Below are 19,349 nucleotides of genomic sequence, written 5' to 3'. Positions count from 1 at the left end.
CGACCTACCTAGTGTGGAGAGCTATGAGTTCGGACGAGCCGCGGGAGGAGACCGAGGAGGTCACCCCCGAGCAGAACCCGTACGCGGTGACCAGGGAACCGGTCGCCCGCGGCGAGACCCGCACGCCCCGCTACCTGGTGCTGGCGACGGCCGCGCTGGCCGTGGCCGCCCTGGTCGTGGCGGCGGTGTTCGGCGTCCAGTGGTGGGTCGCCTCGGCCGACGACAACCTGGCCCTGGCGCAGGCCCGCGACGACGTGGTCAAGTCGGGCACCACCGCGATCAAGGCGTACACCGAGCTCGACTACACCAACCCGGACGCCTACTTCGCGCGGCAGAAGGCGGTGTCGACCCAGGAGCTGGCCGACCAGATCACCGCCACCGAGCAGAACTACCGCCAGGCCATGACCGACGCCAAGACCAAGGTGACCACCACCGTGCAGGACATCGCGGTGGAGGAGCTGGACCTGCACGGCGGGAAGGCGAGCTTCCTGGCCGCGATCAGCACGCTGGTCGCCAAGGAGGGTGCGCAGCCGGTCGCCAAACCGCTGCGGCTGGAGGTGCAGATGACCAAGGTCGGTGAGGACTGGAAGGTGTCCGGGATCGGGTCGGTGCCGCTCGTGAGCGGCAAGTAACGGTCGCCGCACGGTACGAGGAGAGGACCAGTCATGCCACCGTCTCGCCGGCAGACGCCGCCGGTGCGCCGCCGTCCCAAGGTCGCCGGCGCCGGGATCCGGCGTCCCTCGCCGAGCCCGCGGCCCCACGACGAGGAGTACGTGGAGTCCGAGGAGGTCTCAGAGGTCTCGGAGGTGCCCGAGGCGTCCGAGGTGCCTGAGGTCTCGGGGCGGCACGCGGCTCCCGAGGTCGTCGAGGGCCCGGACGACCCGGACGAGGTCGCCGAGGTGGAGCCGCGGCGGCCGACCCCGCGGCCGAAGGTCCGCGACGGGGGCCGTCCGAAGCCGTCGAGTTACGAGGCCGCGGAGGCCGAGGCTTCGGCCGCCGAGCCGGACGTCGCCGAGCCGGAGGCCGCCGGGCCGCGGCGGAAGCTGAGCCCGTACGTCCTGGCCGGGGCCCTGTTCGGGCTGGCGCTGGTGCTGACCGCGGCCGCCGTGCTGTTCAAGATCAAGGCGAACGAGACCGAGGCGCTGACGTCGAACACCGCGCTGCTGGACACCGCGCGCACGGCGGAGGTCAGCCAGGCCGCGTCGAGTGCCGCGGAGACGCTGTTCTCGTACGACTTCAACAACATCGCGAAGACCCAGAACGCCGCGAAGGACCTCCTGCTGAACGACCAGGTCAAGGCGACGTACAACAACCTGATGGGTGAGGTCGAGCGGCTGGCCCCGCAGCAGAAGATCGTGGTCACCGTGAAGGCGACGCGCAGCGGGGTCATCATGCTGGACGGGGACCGCGCGCGGGCCATGGTGTTCGTCGACCAGACCGCCACCCGCACCGACCAGAACCAGACGTCCAGCGGCAGCGCGCAGCTGTGGCTGAACCTGCAGTACGTCGACGGCAAGTGGAAGGTGTCGGACCTCAACACGTACGACTCGGAGCAGCCGACGCCGACCACCACACCGGCGCCCGGCGCGCCCCCCGCGTCGCCGGCGCCGTCCCGCTGAGCGTCCGCCGTCGCACGGCCCGCCGAACCCCGGTTCGGCGGGCCGTGGTGCGTTCGGGTCTGTTGTTTTGTTGTGGGCCGCGCGCCTCCGCTCGCACCGCTCCACGGCACCGCTCATCACCCGCGGCCGCGGCTCTCACGAACACCCGGGAACGATCTTGGCCTGCCGTGACGACCCCCGCAACCCGTCGTGATCGGATCGGGCGCCGGGCGCCGCGGTCGCCCTGAAACCCCTGGTCGACGGCGTGTACGGACCGCTACCGGATTGCGCCAACCGGCGGGTTCGCCGCGTGGCATCTTGACTCTTCGGCGCCGGGGGTTCACGCTTATCGCCAACGGCAGCGCCCTGCGGGAGGGACTGCCGAGAGGCGATGCCTGAGGACGTCGTGATCGAGGTGCGGGCCCCATCGAGTGGCCCCCTCGACAGAACGCGTCGTTCGGGCTAGACTGCTTCTTTGCGCTGCCCTCTTTCAGGCTGCCCGGGCACGGGAGCTAGGATGGTGGGCACACGGCACCCTTGACAGTCGCTTTAGCTGTTGCTAACGCGGCTGCGCACCGCTCATTGTCCCCGGAAGGACGCATCTTGGCAGTCTCTCCCGCGAACCAGGCCACTGCTGCGACCACCTCGGCTGTATCGGAGCCGAACCCGACGGGAATTCCCGGAGCCCCGAAGCGGGTCTCGTTCGCGAAGATTCGCGAACCCCTCCCCACCCCCAATCTGCTGGACGTGCAGATCCAGTCCTTCCAGTGGTTCACCGGTGACGAGAAGTGGTTCGAGCGCCGCGTGAACGAGGGCGAGGAGAACCCCGTCGGCGGCCTCGAGGAGGTTCTCACCGAGATCTCCCCGATCGAGGACTTCGCCGGCAAGTTGTCGCTGTCCTTCTCCGACCCGCGCTTCGACGAGGTCAAGGCCTCGGTCGAGGAGTGCAAGGACAAGGACATGACCTACGCGGCCCCGCTGTTCGTGACCGCGGAGTTCATCAACAACGAGACCGGCGAGATCAAGAGCCAGACGGTCTTCATGGGTGACTTCCCCGTCATGACGGAGAAGGGCACCTTCATCATCAACGGCACCGAGCGTGTCGTGGTGTCCCAGGTCGTCCGCTCGCCCGGCGTGTACTTCGACACCTCCGTCGACAAGTCGACGGACAAGGACGTCTACAGCGTCAAGATCATCCCGAGCCGCGGCGCGTGGCTCGAGTTCGACGTGGACAAGCGCGACACCGTCGGCGTCCGCATCGACCGCAAGCGCCGGCAGCCGGTCACCGTGCTGCTGAAGGCCCTGGGCTGGACCACCGAGCAGATCCGCGAGCGGTTCCACTTCTCGGAGACCCTGCTCGCGACGCTCGAGAAGGACCACACGGCCGGCACCGACGAGGCGCTGCTCGACATCTACCGCAAGCTGCGCCCGGGCGAGCCGCCGACGAAGGAGAGCGCCCAGCTGCTCCTGGAGAACCTGTTCTTCAAGGAGAAGCGCTACGACCTGGCCAAGGTCGGCCGCTACAAGGTCAACAAGAAGCTCGGCCTGAACCTGCCGTACGACACCGGCACGCTCACCGAAGAGGACATCGTCACCACCATCGAGTACCTGGTCCGCCTGCACGCGGGCGAGACCAAGATGGGCGAGGGCGAGAACGAGGTCCCGGTCGAGGTCGACGACATCGACCACTTCGGCAACCGGCGCCTGCGCACGGTCGGCGAGCTGATCCAGAACCAGATCCGCGTGGGCCTGTCCCGCATGGAGCGCGTCGTCCGCGAGCGGATGACCACCCAGGACGTCGAGGCGATCACGCCGCAGACCCTGATCAACATCCGCCCGGTCGTGGCGGCGATCAAGGAGTTCTTCGGCACCTCGCAGCTGTCGCAGTTCATGGACCAGAACAACCCGCTGTCGGGCCTGACCCACAAGCGCCGCCTCAACGCGCTGGGCCCCGGTGGTCTGTCCCGTGAGCGCGCCGGCATGGAGGTCCGTGACGTCCACCCGTCGCACTACGGCCGCATGTGCCCGATCGAGACGCCGGAAGGCCCGAACATCGGCCTGATCGGCTCGCTGTGCTCGTACGCGCGGGTCAACCCGTTCGGCTTCATCGAGACGCCGTACCGGAAGGTCGTCGAGGGCCGGGTCACCGACCAGATCGACTACCTGACCGCCGACGAGGAGGACCGGTTCGTCAAGGCGCAGGCCAACGCGCCGCTGACGGAGGACGGCCACTTCGCCGAGGCCCAGGTCCTGGGCCGACGGAAGGGTGGCGAGGTCGAGCTGCTCGACCCGCTGGAGATCGACTACATGGACGTGTCGCCGCGTCAGATGGTGTCGGTCGCCACCGCGATGATCCCGTTCCTCGAGCACGACGACGCCAACCGCGCGCTGATGGGTGCCAACATGCAGCGCCAGGCGGTGCCGCTGCTGCGCGCCGAGTCGCCGCTGGTCGGCACCGGCATGGAGCTGCGTGCCGCGGTCGACGCCGGTGACGTGCTGGTCGCCGAGCAGTCCGGTGTGGTGGAGGAGCTGTCGGCGGACCTGATCACGGTCATGCACGACGACGGCACCCGCAAGAGCTACGGGCTGCACAAGTTCCGCCGCACCAACGCCGGCACCTGCTTCAACCACCGTCCGATCGTGTCGGAGGGCGACCGCGTCGAGGCCGGTCAGGTCATCGCCGACGGCCCGTCCACCGACAAGGGCGAGATGGCGCTCGGCAAGAACCTGCTCGTGGCGATCATGCCGTGGGAGGGCCACAACTACGAGGACGCGATCATCCTCTCCGAGCGCCTGGTGCAGGACGACGTGCTCACCTCGATCCACATCGAGGAGCACGAGATCGACGCCCGCGACACCAAGCTCGGCGCCGAGGAGATCACCCGGGACATCCCGAACGTCTCCGAGGAGGTCCTGGCCGACCTCGACGAGCGCGGCATCGTGCGCATCGGTGCCGAGGTCCGCGACGGCGACATCCTGGTCGGCAAGGTCACGCCGAAGGGCGAGACCGAGCTGACCCCGGAGGAGCGCCTGCTCCGCGCGATCTTCGGCGAGAAGGCCCGCGAGGTCCGCGACACGTCGCTGAAGGTGCCGCACGGCGAGACCGGCAAGGTCATCGGCGTCCGCGTCTTCTCCCGCGAGGAGGACGACGAGCTGCCCCCGGGCGTGAACGAGCTGGTCCGGGTCTACGTCGCGCAGAAGCGGAAGATCCAGCCGGGCGACAAGCTCGCCGGCCGTCACGGCAACAAGGGTGTCATCGGCAAGATCCTGCCGGCCGAGGACATGCCGTTCATGGAGGACGGCACCCCGGTCGACATCATCCTGAACACCCACGGTGTGCCGCGACGGATGAACATCGGGCAGATCCTCGAGCTGCACCTGGGCTGGCTCGCCTCCCAGGGCTGGAAGATCGAGGGCAACCCCGACTGGGCGAAGAACCTGCCCGCGGAGCTCTACGACGTGGAGCCCGGCACGAACACCGCGACCCCGGTGTTCGACGGCGCCAAGGAAGAGGAGCTCACCGGCCTGCTCGCGTCGACCCGGCCCAACCGGGACGGCGAGCGCATGGTCAAGGAGAACGGCAAGGCGGTGCTGCTGGACGGCCGGTCCGGCGAGCCGTTCCCGTACCCGGTGGCCGTCGGCTACATGTACATCCTCAAGCTGCACCACCTGGTGGACGACAAGATCCACGCCCGCTCCACCGGCCCGTACTCGATGATCACCCAGCAGCCGCTGGGTGGTAAGGCGCAGTTCGGTGGCCAGCGCTTCGGTGAGATGGAGTGCTGGGCGATGCAGGCCTACGGCGCGGCCTACACGCTGCAGGAGCTGCTGACGATCAAGTCGGACGACGTGGTCGGCCGGGTGAAGGTGTACGAGGCCATCGTCAAGGGCGAGAACATCCCCGACCCGGGCATCCCCGAGTCGTTCAAGGTTCTCCTCAAGGAGCTGCAGTCGCTGTGCCTGAACGTGGAGGTCCTCTCCAGTGACGGCGCCGCGATCGAGATGCGCGACTCCGACGACGAGGACCTGGAGCGCGCCGCCGCCAACCTCGGCATCAACCTGTCCCGCAACGAGTCGCCCTCGGTGGACGACGTCGTGCAATGACGTGGCTAGCCCGGTCGGGCGCCCCAGCGGCGCCCGGCCGGAACGCCGACTCCTCTAGCCGAATCAACCCCAAGGGGATGCAACGACGTGCTGGACGTCAACTTCTTCGATGAGCTCCGGATCGGCCTGGCGACCGCCGACGACATTCGTCAGTGGTCCTTCGGCGAGGTCAAGAAGCCGGAGACCATCAACTACCGCACCCTGAAGCCGGAGAAGGACGGGCTCTTCTGCGAGAAGATCTTCGGCCCCACCCGGGACTGGGAGTGCTACTGCGGTAAGTACAAGCGGGTCCGCTTCAAGGGCATCATCTGCGAGCGCTGTGGTGTCGAGGTGACCCGCGCCAAGGTGCGCCGTGAGCGGATGGGCCACATCGAGCTGGCCGCCCCGGTCACGCACATCTGGTACTTCAAGGGCGTTCCGTCGCGGCTGGGCTACCTGCTCGACCTGGCCCCGAAGGACCTCGAGAAGATCATCTACTTCGCGGCCTACGTGATCACCGGTGTGAACACCGAGCTGCGGCACAACGACCAGCCGACGCTGGAGAACGAGATCAGCGTCGAGCGCAAGAACATCGAGGCCAAGCGCGACGCCGACATCGAGGCGCGGGCGCAGAAGCTCGAGGCCGACCTCGCCCAGCTCGAGGCCGAGGGCGCGAAGTCCGACGTGCGCCGCAAGGTCAAGGAGGGCGGCGAGCGGGAGATGCGCCAGCTCCGCGACCGCGCCCAGCGCGAGCTGGACCGGCTTGAGGAGGTCTGGACGACCTTCACCAAGCTCGAGCCGCGTCAGCTGATCGCGGACGAGTCGCTCTACCGCGAGCTGTACGACCGCTACGGCGAGTACTTCACCGGCGGCATGGGCGCGGAGGCCATCCAGAAGCTGGCCACCGAGTTCGACGTCAACGCCGAGGCCGACAAGCTGCGCGACACCATCCGCAACGGCAAGGGGCAGAAGAAGCTCCGCGCGCTGAAGCGGCTCAAGGTCGTCGCGGCGTTCCAGGCCACCGGCAACGACCCGCGCGGCATGGTCCTCGACGCCGTCCCGGTGATCCCGCCGGACCTGCGCCCGATGGTGCAGCTCGACGGTGGCCGCTTCGCCACCTCGGACCTCAACGACCTGTACCGCCGGGTCATCAACCGGAACAACCGCCTCAAGCGGCTGATCGACCTCGGCGCGCCCGAGATCATCGTCAACAACGAGAAGCGGATGCTGCAGGAGGCCGTCGACGCGCTGTTCGACAACGGCCGCCGCGGCCGTCCGGTCACCGGCCCGGGCAACCGGCCGCTGAAGTCGCTGTCCGACCTGCTCAAGGGCAAGCAGGGCCGGTTCCGCCAGAACCTGCTCGGCAAGCGCGTCGACTACTCGGGCCGTTCGGTCATCATCGTCGGCCCGCAGCTGAAGCTGCACCAGTGCGGTCTGCCCAAGGACATGGCGCTGGAGCTGTTCAAGCCGTTCGTGATGAAGCGGCTGGTCGACCTGAACCACGCGCAGAACATCAAGTCCGCGAAGCGCATGGTGGAGCGGGCCCGCCCGCAGGTGTGGGACGTGCTGGAAGAGGTCATCACCGGTCACCCGGTGCTGCTCAACCGTGCGCCGACCCTGCACCGGCTGGGCATCCAGGCCTTCGAGCCGCAGCTGGTCGAGGGCAAGGCCATCCAGCTGCACCCGCTGGTGTGCGAGGCGTTCAACGCCGACTTCGACGGTGACCAGATGGCGGTGCACCTGCCGCTGTCGGCCGAGGCGCAGGCCGAGGCGCGGATCCTGATGCTGTCGGCGAACAACATCCTGTCGCCGGCGTCGGGCCGCCCGCTGGCCATGCCGCGTCTGGACATGGTCACCGGCCTGTTCCACCTGACCCGTCTGGACGAGAACGCGGTCGGTGCCGGCCAGGCGTTCAGCTCGCCGGCCGAGGCCATCATGGCCTTCGACCGCAAGACGCTGGGCCTGCACGCGCCGATCAAGATCCGCGTCAAGGACCGTCAGCCGAACAAGACGCAGATCGCCGAGCTCACCGAGAAGGGCTGGGAGCCCGGTCAGCCGTGGCTGGCCGAGACCACCCTGGGCCGGGTGCTGTTCAACGACCTGCTGCCGGCGGACTACCCGTTCATCAACGAGCCGCTGCCGAAGAAGCGCCAGGCGGCGATCGTGAACGACCTCGCCGAGCGGTACTCGATGACGCAGGTCGCGCAGGTCCTGGACCGGCTCAAGGACGCCGGCTTCTACTGGGCCACCCGCTCGGGTGTCACGGTGTCGATGTTCGACGTCATCGTGCCGCCGGAGAAGAAGGAGATCCTGGACCGGTACGAGGCGAAGGCCGCGCAGGTGGAGAAGCGGTACCAGCGTGGTCAGCTCTCGCACGCCGAGCGCAACAACGAGTTGGTCAAGGTGTGGACCCAGGCGACCGACGAGGTCGCCGAGATCATGGAGGACGCCTTCCCCGAGGACAACCCGATCTCGATGATCGTGAAGTCCGGGGCGGCGGGCAACATGACGCAGGTCCGGTCGCTGGCCGGTATGCGCGGCCTGGTGTCGAACCCGAAGGGTGAGTACATCCCGCGCCCGATCAAGTCGAACTTCCGCGAGGGCCTGTCGGTGGCGGAGTACTTCATCGCCACCCACGGTGCGCGGAAGGGTCTGGCCGACACCGCGCTGCGGACCGCCGACTCGGGTTACCTGACCCGTCGTCTGGTGGACGTGTCGCAGGACGTCATCGTCCGGGAGACCGACTGCGGCACCAGCCGCGGCGTGACCCGGGTGATCGGCGAGAAGCAGCCCGACGGCACCGTGCTGCGGGGCGCGCACGTCGAGACCAGCGTGTACGCGCGGACGCTCGCCACGGACGTCACCGACGACCAGGGCAACGTCGTGCTCAACGCGGGCGACGACCTGTCCGACCCGGCCATGGAGAAGCTGATCGCCTTCGGCGTCACCAAGGTCAAGGTCCGCTCGGTGCTGACCTGCGAGTCGGCCGTCGGGGTCTGCGCGATGTGCTACGGCCGCTCGATGGCGACCGGCAAGCTCGTCGACGTGGGTGAGGCCGTCGGTATCGTCGCCGCCCAGTCGATCGGTGAGCCGGGTACCCAGCTGACGATGCGTACCTTCCACCAGGGTGGTGTCGCCGGTGACGACATCACGACCGGTCTGCCCCGTGTCACCGAGCTGTTCGAGGCCCGGGTCCCGAAGGGCAAGGCGCCGATCGCCGACGTCGATGGCCGCGTGCGCATCGAGGAGAGCGAGCGGTTCTGGAAGATCACGCTCATCCCGGACGACGGTGGCGAGGAGATCGTCTTCGACAAGCTGTCGAAGCGTCAGCGCCTGGCCAACACGCCGACCGGGCCGCTGCAGGACGGCGACCACGTGCACGTCGGCCAGCTGCTGCTCGAGGGCACACCGGACCCGCACGAGGTGCTGCGTGTCATGGGCCCGCGCGAGGCGCAGATGCACCTCGTGGAAGAGGTCCAGAAGGTGTACCGGGCCCAGGGCGTGTCGATCCACGACAAGCACATCGAGGTGATCGTCCGGCAGATGCTGCGCCGGGTCACGATCATCGACTCCGGTTCGACGGACTTCCTGCCGGGCGAGCTGCCCGAGCGGACCAAGTTCGAGGGCACGAACCGGTCGGTCGTGGCCGAGGGCGGCGAGCCGGCCTCGGGTCGCCCGGTGCTGATGGGTATCACGAAGGCCTCGCTGACCACGGACTCGTGGCTGTCGGCGGCGTCGTTCCAGGAGACCACGCGTGTCCTGACCGACGCGGCGATCAACGGCCGCAGCGACAAGCTCGTGGGCCTCAAGGAGAACGTGATCATCGGTAAGCTGATCCCGGCCGGGACCGGCATCAACCGGTACCGCAACATCCAGGTGCAGCCGACCGAGGAGGCCCGGGTGGCGGCGTACGCCATCCCGTCCTACGACGACGGCTACTACACCCCGGATGTCTTCGGCACCGGCACGGGTGCGGCCGTCCCGCTGGACGACTACGACTTCGGTCGCGACTTCCGCTGATCGTGTCGCGCGAAGCCCCCGGTTCCCGCTCGGGAGCCGGGGGCTTCGTCGTGTCCGGGGCGGGGCGCGGAGGTAGCGTGAGGCCCGAGTTCACACGAGCGACACGAGGAGGGCGTTGTGAACGCTGAGAAGAGCCCGGAGGAGGTGCCGTCGAGGGGACGGCACGCAGCGCCCGAGGGCGCACCGACCCACCCGGCGATCGACCTGTCCCGCGACCCCAACCCGGGCAAACCGGACCACGCGAAGCCGGACGAGGACGAGTGAGGCTTTGAAGCGAGAAGGGCCCCGGGCGATGTGCCCGGGGCCCTTCTCGTGGTGGTTCAGAAGTCGAGCTTGCCGCTGATCTCGGCGTCGGACATGTCCGGATCGCCGGCGGTGTTGCGCCGCTCGAGGGCGTCGGCGAAGCCTTCGACGGTCTCCGCGTTCTTCTCGATGGTTCCGACGATGTTCGGGGCCCCGGTCGTCTCACCCTCGTAGACGGTGTCCTTGAGTGCGTCGACGGTGGCTTCCTTCACCTTGTCGCCGACCTGTTGGCCGATCAGACCGCCGATGGTGTGCCTGGCCTGCTTGCCGCCTCCCGCCAGCGCCTTCGCCGCGCTCTCGCCGAGGTTCTCGGTCAGGGTTCCGTCGACGAGCTTCTGCGGAATCCTGCCGATGAAGGCCTTGATCTTGTCGACCAAGCCCTTCAGCTTCTGGATGATCGCCTGAACCCGCTGCACCCACCGGCCGGCCTTGCTGGTCGCCATTCCGGCTTCCACCGCGGTCGTGCCCTCGGCGGCCACGACCGAGCCACCGAAGGTGAACGTCGAAGCCGCGAGCGCGGCCAGCCACGTCACGATCAACCATTCGACGAGATCGCTGATGATGCTCGTGATCACGTCCTTGATCACGCTCATGACAGCACTGCTGACAGCCAGCAGAGTGGCGATCTCGCCGGTCGCGCCCGCCGTCCCGGAGACGCCGTCCCGGAACTCCGCCAGCCGCTTGCCGGCCGCTGCTGCGGCGGGGCCGTCCCAGTCCGACAGGCCCTCGGCGAGCAGCTGCTCGGTCTCCTCGCGCAGTTTCTCGATCTCGGTGCCCAGCTTGTTGAACGTGTCCGCCCCGGACTGCAGGGCGTCCGGATCGCCGGTGACCAGGTCGAGCATGTCGTTGAGCGGTTCGATCCAGCTGATCAGGAAGCTGACCCCGTTCGAGATGAGCCACCCGAGCGGGTCCGAGACGATGCTGCCGATGGTATTTGCCGCCTCGTCGACGAAACCGAGTGCGGTGGCGGCCGCCTCCGCGGTGTCCGCCGAAAGGGCTTCGAAGTCGGCGTTCACGATGTCCGAGCCGATCTGGAAACCGGCCCGGAACGTATCCGCGGCGCCCTGGACCAGCTTGGCCGGCGCTGTGTCGGTCAGCCGCTCCAGGTTGGCCTCGGCGTCGTACTCCTCGCCGACCCCCTCGACCTGATCGCTGATCGCTTCCCAGCTCGTCGGCACGTCAGCCCACCTCCCCGACGCCACTACCGGCCTCGTCCAGCTCCTCGCCGACGCCTTCGAACGCGGCGACCACCCCGTCGTCCATCGCGGCGTAGGCGTCGGCCGCCTTGGTCAGCTTCGCGCCGATCGCCCGGTAGCCCTCGGTCATCTGGCTCAGGTGGTCCGTCAACTGGCCGAGCATGTCCTGGTAGAAGGGGAACACCGTGGGCAGCCCGACCAGCCCCCAGGACACCTCCGGAACATCCGCGTCGTTCACCGCCTGCCGCAGCGCGCTCACCCGCTCCGTCTGGGCGGCCGCGGCGGCCGCCGTCTTGCGCAGCGCCGCGATGTCGACGCTGAACCCGCCGCTCACCGGTGGCCGCCCTCGTCGAACGGGTCCAGGAAGTCGTCGTCCTCGGCCGGCCTGCGGCGGACCTCCGGGCGCGCCGGGCGCGCCTGCTGCTGGTCGGCCAGGAAGTCCTCCTCGGCGAAGTCCGCGCCCTGGTCGATGGGTCGCTGCGGCACCACCGGACGCTCGTCGGCGACCGTCGCCTTGAGTGCGGCCACGCTGGTGCCGAACGCCTCGGCCTGGGTCTGCAGCACCTGCTCGAGCACCGTGCTCCGCTCGCCGAGCGCGTCCTGGACGATCGCCGCCTGCCGGCGCGCCGCCGCGGCCACGGCCTCGTGGATCGTCGTCGTGATCGTCGAGGACAGCTGGATGGCACTGCCCTGGAGCGCCTCGTCGCTCACCCGGACCGACTGCACACCGCCCCCGGGCCCGGCGACCACCGTGACCGCCCGGTCGGGTGAGGACACCGTGACCGACATCGCGCCGATCTCGTCCTTCATCCGGGTGAGCGCGGCCTGCCGCTGGTCACCCTTCTGCTTCAGCTCGTCGATCCGGCGCAGCTTCTCCTGCAACTGTGCGACCAGATCGCCATGGCTGCCGTACGCCATGCAGTCCCTCCCCGTGGTGAATACGCACCTTCGGTACCGGATCATGCACCACTCGTGTCCGGCGCGGGCGCGCTTACCCGCAACTCACCGATTCGACGGAGCGCATTTCGCCAAGCGGGAATTGCCCGGCCCATTCCGGCGTTGGAACCTGTGCCGAAGTTGGCCGTCCACCTGGTCGAACGCGACAACCGCCGGCGTTGCGCCGGGCGGTGAAAAGGCCCCATGGGGCCGCGGTTCCGCTAAACTCCCGGTACCACCTTCTCGCCGGAGCCGGGGCGTGAGCCCGTTAGGGACCCCCGATGTCGTCGCGTGCCGCACGGGCGGGTATCTTTGACGACTGTGCCCGGCATGCGTCGGGCCGCTCTGCGTGCTTTTCGGCCAAGCGGGGTGCTGCGGCACCGTGGCGACGGCCGCGGCGAAGCGGAGATCCACGGAAATCCGAGGGAACGTTAGCGGTCGACAGACCCAGACGCGGGCCGACACGCCCGACCTCGGGGGCCGGGGAGAACACAGACGGAACAAGCAATACGCGACAGAAGGCTGGTCCATTGCCCACGATCCAGCAGCTGGTCCGCAAGGGCCGCCAGGACAAGGCTGCCAAGCAGAAGACCGCGGCCCTCAAGGGGAGTCCGCAGCGGCGTGGCGTGTGCACCCGCGTGTACACCACGACGCCCAAGAAGCCGAACTCGGCGCTGCGCAAGGTCGCGCGTGTGAAGCTGACCAGCGGCATCGAGGTCACCGCCTACATCCCGGGCGAGGGTCACAACCTGCAGGAGCACTCGATGGTGCTCGTGCGCGGCGGCCGTGTGAAGGACCTGCCCGGTGTTCGCTACAAGATCATCCGCGGTTCGCTCGACACGCAGGGCGTGAAGAACCGCAAGCAGGCGCGCAGCCGGTACGGCGCGAAGAAGGAGAAGAGCTAATGCCCCGCAAGGGTCCGGCCCCGAAGCGGCCGCTGATCTCCGACCCGGTTTACGGTTCTCCGCTGGTCACGCAGCTGATCAACAAGGTGCTGACCGACGGCAAGCGCTCGCTGGCCGAGCGCATCGTCTACGGCGCGCTGGAAGGCGCCCGCGAGAAGACCGGCACGGACCCCGTCGTCACGCTCAAGCGTGCGCTGGACAACGTGAAGCCGAGCATCGAGGTGAAGAGCCGCCGCGTCGGTGGTGCCACCTACCAGGTGCCGATCGAGGTCAAGCCGGGCCGCTCGACGACCCTTGCGCTGCGGTGGATCGTCACCTTCTCCCGCGCCCGCCGCGAGAAGACGATGATCGAGCGCCTGCAGAACGAGCTGCTCGATGCGAGCAACGGCCTCGGGGCCAGCGTGAAGCGCCGCGAGGACACCCACAAGATGGCCGAGTCCAACAAGGCGTTCGCCCACTACCGGTGGTGAACGTAGCCCGGCTGCCGAGACAAGCCAGGCCGGGCCCCAAGCTTCGAGACAGGGGAACAGTGCAGTGGCACGCGACGTGCTGACCGACCTGAACAAGGTCCGCAACATCGGCATCATGGCTCACATCGACGCCGGTAAGACCACCACCACCGAGCGGATCCTGTTCTACACCGGGATCAACTACAAGATCGGCGAGGTGCACGACGGCGCCGCGACGATGGACTGGATGGAGGAGGAGCAGAAGCGGGGTATCACCATCACCTCGGCTGCCACCACCACCTTCTGGGCCGACCACCAGATCAACATCATCGACACCCCCGGCCACGTCGACTTCACCGTCGAGGTGGAGCGTTCGCTGCGGGTGCTCGACGGTGCCGTTGCCGTCTTCGACGGCAAGGAGGGTGTGGAGCCCCAGTCCGAGCAGGTCTGGCGCCAGGCCGACAAGTACGAGGTTCCGCGCATCTGCTTCGTCAACAAGATGGACAAGCTGGGCGCGGACTTCTACTTCACCGTGCGCACCATCGAGGAGCGCCTCGGCGCCCGCCCGCTGGTGATCCAGCTGCCGATCGGCGCCGAGAGCGACTTCCAGGGCGTCATCGACCTGGTCCGCATGAAGGCGCTGACCTGGCGCGGTGAGGTCAAGAAGGGCGAGGACTACGAGGTCGAGGAGATCCCGGCCGACCTCGCCGAGAAGGCCGCCGAGTACCGCGACAAGCTGATCGAGGCCGTCGCGGAGACCGACGACGCCCTGATGGAGAAGTACTTCGGCGGCGAGGAGCTGTCCGAGGCCGACATCAAGGCCGGTATCCGCAAGCTGACGGTCGCCCGCGAGGCGTACCCGGTGCTGTGCGGCTCCGCGTTCAAGAACAAGGGCGTGCAGCCCATGCTCGACGCGGTGATCGACTACCTGCCGTCGCCGCTGGACGTCCCGGCCGTCGAGGGCACCCTCACCGACGGTGAGACCCCCGCGTCGCGGAAGCCGTCCGTCGAGGAGCCGTTCGCCGCACTGGCGTTCAAGATCGCCGCGCACCCGTTCTTCGGCAAGCTGACCTACGTCCGGGTGTACTCGGGCAAGGTCGCCGCCGGCGCGCAGGTCATCAACTCGACCAAGGAGCGCAAGGAGCGCATCGGGAAGCTCTTCCAGATGCACTCCAACAAGGAGAACCCGGTCGACGAGGCCCAGGCCGGCCACATCTACGCGGTCATCGGCCTCAAGGACACCACGACCGGTGACACCCTGTGCGACCCGCAGAACCCGATCGTGCTCGAGTCGATGACCTTCCCGGAGCCGGTCATCAAGGTGGCCATCGAGCCCAAGACGAAGGCCGACCAGGAGAAGCTGTCGACCGCGATCCAGAAGCTGGCCGAGGAGGACCCCACCTTCCAGGTCCAGCTGGACGAGGAGACCGGCCAGACGATCATCGCGGGCATGGGCGAGCTGCACCTCGAGGTGCTGGTGAACCGCATGAAGTCCGACTACAAGGTCGAGGCGAACATCGGTAAGCCGCAGGTCGCCTACCGCGAGACGATCCGCCGCACGGTCGAGAAGTACGAGTACACGCACAAGAAGCAGACCGGTGGCTCCGGTCAGTTCGCGCGCGTGATCATCAAGCTGGAGCCGCTGTCCACTGGCGACGGCGCCCTCTACGAGTTCGACAACAAGGTCACCGGTGGCCGCGTGCCGCGGGAGTACATCCCGTCGGTGGACGCCGGTGCCCAGGACGCCATGCAGTACGGTGTCCTCGCCGGATACCCGCTGGTCGGGCTGAAGGTGACCCTGTTGGACGGTGCGTACCACGAGGTCGACTCGTCGGAAATGGCCTTCAAGATCGCCGGTTCCATGGCGCTCAAGGAGGCCGCGCGCCAGGCCAGCCCGGTTCTGCTCGAGCCGGTCATGGCCGTCGAGGTGACCACCCCCGAGGACTACATGGGTGACGTCATCGGCGACCTCAACTCTCGCCGTGGCCAGATCCAGGCCATGGACGAGCGGGCAGGCACCCGAGTCGTGAAGGCACTGGTTCCGCTGTCCGAGATGTTCGGGTACGTCGGCGACCTGCGGTCCAGGACCCAGGGTCGGGCGAACTACTCGATGACGTTCGACTCCTACGCCGAGGTTCCCTCGAACGTCGCGAAGGAGATCATCGCGAAGGCGACGGGGGAGTAACGCCCTCGAGCACCCAACGCGGGCGCGAACGGGGCCTCCCCTAAGGTCCGCACAACCGACCAGATTGAGTCGCTGTCCGACTAAGCCACGTCGGCCGGTGAAGCAAAGCAAGAGTCCAGGAGGACATTCCAGTGGCGAAGGCGAAGTTCGAGCGGAGCAAGCCGCACGTCAACATCGGGACCATCGGTCACGTCGACCACGGCAAGACCACGCTGACCGCGGCGATCACCAAGGTTCTGCACGACAAGTACCCGGAGCTCAACGAGTCCCGGGCGTTCGACCAGATCGACAACGCGCCGGAAGAGAAGCAGCGCGGTATCACGATCAACATCTCGCACGTCGAGTACCAGACCGAGAAGCGTCACTACGCCCACGTGGACGCCCCCGGTCACGCGGACTACATCAAGAACATGATCACCGGTGCCGCCCAGATGGACGGCGCGATCCTGGTGGTCGCCGCGACCGACGGCCCGATGCCGCAGACCCGCGAGCACGTGCTGCTCGCCCGCCAGGTCGGCGTGCCCTACATCGTGGTGGCGCTGAACAAGGCCGACATGGTCGACGACGAGGAGATCCTCGAGCTCGTCGAGCTGGAGGTCCGCGAGCTGCTGTCCTCGCAGGAGTTCCCCGGCGACGACGCCCCCGTGGTCAAGGTCTCCGGCCTCAAGGCCCTCGAGGGCGACGCCAAGTGGGCCGAGTCGGTTCTCGAGCTCATGCAGGCCGTCGACGACAACGTGCCGGACCCGGTGCGTGACCTCGACAAGCCGTTCCTGATGCCGATCGAGGACGTCTTCACCATCACCGGCCGCGGCACCGTCGTGACCGGTCGTGTGGAGCGCGGCCAGATCAACGTCAACGAAGAGGTCGAGATCGTGGGTATCCGCGAGAAGTCGACCAAGACCACCGTCACCGGTGTCGAGATGTTCCGCAAGCTGCTCGACTCGGGCCAGGCCGGTGACAACGTCGGTCTGCTGCTGCGTGGCATCAAGCGCGAGGACGTCGAGCGCGGCCAGGTCGTCGTGAAGCCCGGCACCACGACTCCGCACACGGAGTTCGAGGGCTCGGTCTACATCCTGTCCAAGGACGAGGGTGGCCGGCACACGCCGTTCTTCAACAACTACCGCCCGCAGTTCTACTTCCGCACGACCGACGTGACCGGTGTCGTCACCCTCCCCGAGGGCACCGAGATGGTCATGCCGGGTGACAACACCGAGATCAAGGTGCAGCTCATCCAGCCGGTCGCCATGGACGAGGGTCTGCGGTTCGCCATCCGTGAGGGTGGCCGGACCGTCGGCGCTGGCCAGGTCACCAAGATCATCAAGTGATTCCATCCGGCCCCGGGAGGCTTATAGCACCCCGGGGCCGGGTTGTGGAACCACGTGTGCGACACTAGTTGAGTTGCTCGTTGCGGGGCGGCCGATATCTCTCGCAGATTCGGCCGCCCCGGCGCGAGTGGCCTTGGTCCGTGGGTATCCCAGGGGGAGAGCACGGGCGCGCAGATGGCCGGCACGGCCGTCTCGCGGTGAAGACCAACCGGCACGACGACGATTCCTGCTACGGGATCAGTCTGCGCAGCGGGCGCGACACGCCCGACCGCGTGGATCGGACGCGAGGGCGTTGACGTGCGGAAACCGGCGCGAAAGTGCCGGTAGAGATAGCGGCACAAGACGAAGGAACGAGCTGCGACCATGGCGGGACAGAAGATCCGCATCAGGCTCAAGGCCTACGACCACGAGGCGATCGATGCCAGCGCGCGCAAGATCGTCGAGACGGTGACGCGCACCGGCGCCTCGGTCGTCGGACCTGTGCCGCTGCCCACCGAGAAGAACGTTTACTGCGTCATCCGCTCGCCGCACAAGTACAAGGACTCGCGCGAGCACTTCGAGATGCGCACGCACAAGCGGCTGATCGACATCCTCGACCCGACGCCGAAGACGGTCGACGCGCTCATGCGCATCGACCTCCCGGCGAGCGTCGACGTCAACATCCAGTAAGCGTTGGGCGAGCGGCGGAGATAAGAGACTCATGTCTGACAGGCAAGTAAAGGGCATCCTGGGCACCAAGCTCGGCATGACCCAGGTCTTCGGCGAGGACAACCGGATCGTGCCGGTGACCGTCGTCCAGGCCGGGCCGAACGTGGTGACCCAGATCCGTACCCAGGACAACGACGGCTACCAGGCCGTCCAGCTGGCTTTCGGCGCCGTCGACCCGCGCAAGGTCAACAAGCCCGAGACCGGCCACTTCCAGAAGGCGGGCGTGACCCCGCGGCGGTTCCTGGCCGAGCTGCGCACGACCGACGCCGAAAGCTACGAGGTCGGCCAGGAGATCACCGCCGAGGTGTTCCCGGCCGGCTCCCGCGTCGACGTCACGGGCACCAGCAAGGGCAAGGGCTACGCCGGTGTCATGAAGCGCCACGGCTTCAAGGGCCAGGGCGCCAGCCACGGTAACCAGGCCAAGCACCGCGCCCCCGGCTCGATCGGTGGCTGCGCCACCCCGGGCCGCGTGTTCAAGGGCCTGCGGATGGCCGGCCGCATGGGCGGCGCCCGGGTCACCACGCAGGGCCTGACCGTCCACGACGTGCGCGCCGAAGAGGGCCTGCTGCTCATCAAGGGTGCCGTCCCCGGCCCCAAGGGCAGCCTCGTCTTCGTCAAGACCGCCGCGAAGGGTGGTGCGACCGCATGACCAGCGTCGAGCTGAAGACCCCGGCCGGCAGCGCCGAGGGCACCGTCGAGCTCCCCGCCGACATCTTCGACGTGCAGGCCAACGTGCCGCTGATGCACCAGGTCGTGGTGGCCCAGCAGGCCGCCGCGCGCCAGGGCACGCACGACACGAAGACCCGCGGTGAGGTCTCCGGTGGCGGCAAGAAGCCGTACCGCCAGAAGGGCACCGGCCGCGCCCGCCAGGGTTCGACCCGCGCCCCGCAGTTCGCCGGTGGTGGCACCGTCCACGGCCCCACGCCGCGCGACTACACCCAGCGCACCCCGAAGAAGATGAAGGCCGCCGCCCTGCGCGGTGCCCTCTCCGACCGGGCGCGCGCCGGCCAGGTGCACGTCATCACCGAGCTGGTGTCGGGCGAGAAGCCCTCCACCAAGGAGGCGAAGCAGGCCCTCGCCGCCGTGACCCAGGCCAAGCGCCTGCTGGTCGTGCTGCACCGCGAGGACGAGCAGGGCTGGCTGTCGGCCCGCAACCTGCCGAACGTGCACCTGATCAACCCGGACCAGCTCAACACCTACGACGTGCTGGTCAACGACGACGTGGTGTTCACCAAGGCCGCGTACGACGCCTTCATCGCCGGCCCGGTCAAGGGCAAGGCGGCCAAGGCTTCCGCGCGGTCGAGTGAGGTTGAAGGGAGTGAAGCGCAGTGAGCAGCGTTGCCATCCCGGACCCTCGTGACATCGTGCTCGCGCCGGTGATCTCCGAGAAGTCCTACGGGCTCCTCGAGGACCACAAGTACACGTTCGTGGTCCGGCCGGACGCCAACAAGACGCAGATCAAGATCGCCGTCGAGCAGATCTTCGGCGTCAAGGTCGTCAGCGTGAACACGCTGAACCGGCAGGGCAAGCGCAAGCGGACCCGCTACGGCTTCGGCAAGCGCAAGGACGTCAAGCGCGCCGTCGTGACGCTGTCCGCCGAGAGCAAGCCGATCGAGATCTTCGGCGGACCCGCCGCGTAAG

General features: G+C 68.1%; 16 protein-coding genes. 13 read left to right on the top strand and 3 right to left on the bottom strand.

What is annotated here, in order from left to right:
* The first annotated feature begins 23 nt into the window (after positions 1-23).
* From FB470_RS07845 to FB470_RS07825, 5 genes are all read left to right on the top strand, one after another.
* Complete coding sequence (locus FB470_RS07845; protein ID WP_306990030.1) at positions 24-632, top strand: hypothetical protein; 609 nt, start codon at positions 24-26, stop codon at positions 630-632.
* Between the two features lie 33 nt (positions 633-665).
* Complete coding sequence (locus tag FB470_RS07840; protein WP_306990027.1) at positions 666-1,619, top strand: hypothetical protein; 954 nt, start codon at positions 666-668, stop codon at positions 1,617-1,619.
* Positions 1,620-2,201: 582 nt separating this feature from the next.
* The gene (rpoB, locus tag FB470_RS07835) at positions 2,202-5,702 is read left to right on the top strand and encodes a DNA-directed RNA polymerase subunit beta (protein WP_306990025.1); all 3,501 of its coding nucleotides are present in this window, start codon (positions 2,202-2,204) and stop codon (positions 5,700-5,702) included.
* Between the two features lie 87 nt (positions 5,703-5,789).
* A complete protein-coding gene (locus FB470_RS07830; RefSeq protein ID WP_306990023.1) occupies positions 5,790-9,701 on the top strand; it encodes a DNA-directed RNA polymerase subunit beta' in 3,912 nt (1,303 codons plus the stop codon).
* A 117-nt stretch (positions 9,702-9,818) separates the two neighbouring features.
* Positions 9,819-9,965 (top strand): hypothetical protein, encoded by a 147-nt coding sequence (locus tag FB470_RS07825; protein ID WP_306990021.1) that lies wholly within the window; start codon positions 9,819-9,821, stop codon positions 9,963-9,965.
* Positions 9,966-10,021: 56 nt separating this feature from the next.
* On the opposite strand, the gene FB470_RS07820 is transcribed toward FB470_RS07825, so the two are convergent.
* The 3 genes from FB470_RS07820 to FB470_RS07810 are packed head-to-tail and all read right to left on the bottom strand — an operon-like array spanning position 10,022 to position 12,118.
* Positions 10,022-11,182 (bottom strand): hypothetical protein, encoded by a 1,161-nt coding sequence (locus FB470_RS07820; RefSeq protein ID WP_306990020.1) that lies wholly within the window; start codon positions 11,180-11,182, stop codon positions 10,022-10,024.
* 1 nt (position 11,183) lies between these two features.
* Positions 11,184-11,534 carry a type VII secretion target gene (locus FB470_RS07815; protein WP_306990018.1) on the bottom strand — a complete coding sequence of 117 codons (351 nt, stop codon included), beginning with the start codon at positions 11,532-11,534 and terminating at the stop codon, positions 11,184-11,186.
* Entirely contained in the window at positions 11,531-12,118 is a 588-nt protein-coding gene (locus FB470_RS07810) for a YbaB/EbfC family nucleoid-associated protein (protein WP_306990015.1), read from the bottom strand. The genes FB470_RS07815 and FB470_RS07810 overlap by 4 nt, the downstream gene beginning before the upstream one ends.
* Before the next feature lie 548 nt (positions 12,119-12,666).
* Here FB470_RS07810 and rpsL point away from each other — a divergent pair.
* From rpsL to rplW, 8 genes are all read left to right on the top strand, one after another.
* Complete coding sequence (rpsL, locus tag FB470_RS07805) at positions 12,667-13,041, top strand: 30S ribosomal protein S12 (protein ID WP_003102113.1); 375 nt, start codon at positions 12,667-12,669, stop codon at positions 13,039-13,041.
* Positions 13,041-13,511 carry a 30S ribosomal protein S7 gene (gene rpsG, locus FB470_RS07800; RefSeq protein ID WP_306990014.1) on the top strand — a complete coding sequence of 157 codons (471 nt, stop codon included), beginning with the start codon at positions 13,041-13,043 and terminating at the stop codon, positions 13,509-13,511. The genes rpsL and rpsG overlap by 1 nt, the downstream gene beginning before the upstream one ends.
* 64 nt (positions 13,512-13,575) lie before the next feature.
* Complete coding sequence (gene fusA / locus FB470_RS07795) at positions 13,576-15,675, top strand: elongation factor G (RefSeq protein WP_306990012.1); 2,100 nt, start codon at positions 13,576-13,578, stop codon at positions 15,673-15,675.
* Positions 15,676-15,806: 131 nt separating this feature from the next.
* Positions 15,807-17,000, top strand: coding sequence for an elongation factor Tu (gene tuf / locus FB470_RS07790; RefSeq protein ID WP_017986604.1), 1,194 nt, complete (start codon positions 15,807-15,809; stop codon positions 16,998-17,000).
* Positions 17,001-17,363: 363 nt separating this feature from the next.
* Positions 17,364-17,669 (top strand): 30S ribosomal protein S10, encoded by a 306-nt coding sequence (gene rpsJ, locus FB470_RS07785; RefSeq protein ID WP_003883485.1) that lies wholly within the window; start codon positions 17,364-17,366, stop codon positions 17,667-17,669.
* 31 nt (positions 17,670-17,700) lie between these two features.
* Positions 17,701-18,357, top strand: coding sequence for a 50S ribosomal protein L3 (rplC, locus tag FB470_RS07780; RefSeq protein WP_306989877.1), 657 nt, complete (start codon positions 17,701-17,703; stop codon positions 18,355-18,357).
* Positions 18,354-19,040 carry a 50S ribosomal protein L4 gene (gene rplD, locus FB470_RS07775; RefSeq protein ID WP_306989875.1) on the top strand — a complete coding sequence of 229 codons (687 nt, stop codon included), beginning with the start codon at positions 18,354-18,356 and terminating at the stop codon, positions 19,038-19,040. The genes rplC and rplD overlap by 4 nt, the downstream gene beginning before the upstream one ends.
* Positions 19,037-19,348: a 50S ribosomal protein L23 gene (gene rplW / locus FB470_RS07770; protein WP_306989873.1), complete on the top strand. Its 312-nt coding sequence runs from the start codon at positions 19,037-19,039 to the stop codon at positions 19,346-19,348. The genes rplD and rplW overlap by 4 nt, the downstream gene beginning before the upstream one ends.
* Position 19,349: the final 1 nt, after the last annotated feature.

Source organism: Amycolatopsis thermophila, assembly GCF_030814215.1.
GTDB classification, from domain to species: domain Bacteria; phylum Actinomycetota; class Actinomycetes; order Mycobacteriales; family Pseudonocardiaceae; genus Amycolatopsis_E; species Amycolatopsis_E thermophila.
Note: the sequence above shows the minus strand (reverse complement) of the source record. Positions and strands in the feature narration are given on the sequence as shown.

What these genes read in the sequence shown, in the direction of transcription:
- FB470_RS07845 (WP_306990030.1), top strand. Translation starts at nt 24, where the DNA reads ATGAGTTCGGACGAGCCGCGGGAGGAGACCGAGGAGGTCACCCCCGAG.
- FB470_RS07840 (WP_306990027.1), top strand. Translation starts at nt 666, where the DNA reads ATGCCACCGTCTCGCCGGCAGACGCCGCCGGTGCGCCGCCGTCCCAAG.
- FB470_RS07810 (WP_306990015.1), bottom strand. Translation starts at nt 12,118, where the DNA reads ATGGCGTACGGCAGCCATGGCGATCTGGTCGCACAGTTGCAGGAGAAG.
- rpsG (WP_306990014.1), top strand. Translation starts at nt 13,041, where the DNA reads ATGCCCCGCAAGGGTCCGGCCCCGAAGCGGCCGCTGATCTCCGACCCG.
- rpsJ (WP_003883485.1), top strand. Translation starts at nt 17,364, where the DNA reads ATGGCGGGACAGAAGATCCGCATCAGGCTCAAGGCCTACGACCACGAG.
- rplC (WP_306989877.1), top strand. Translation starts at nt 17,701, where the DNA reads ATGTCTGACAGGCAAGTAAAGGGCATCCTGGGCACCAAGCTCGGCATG.
- rplD (WP_306989875.1), top strand. Translation starts at nt 18,354, where the DNA reads ATGACCAGCGTCGAGCTGAAGACCCCGGCCGGCAGCGCCGAGGGCACC.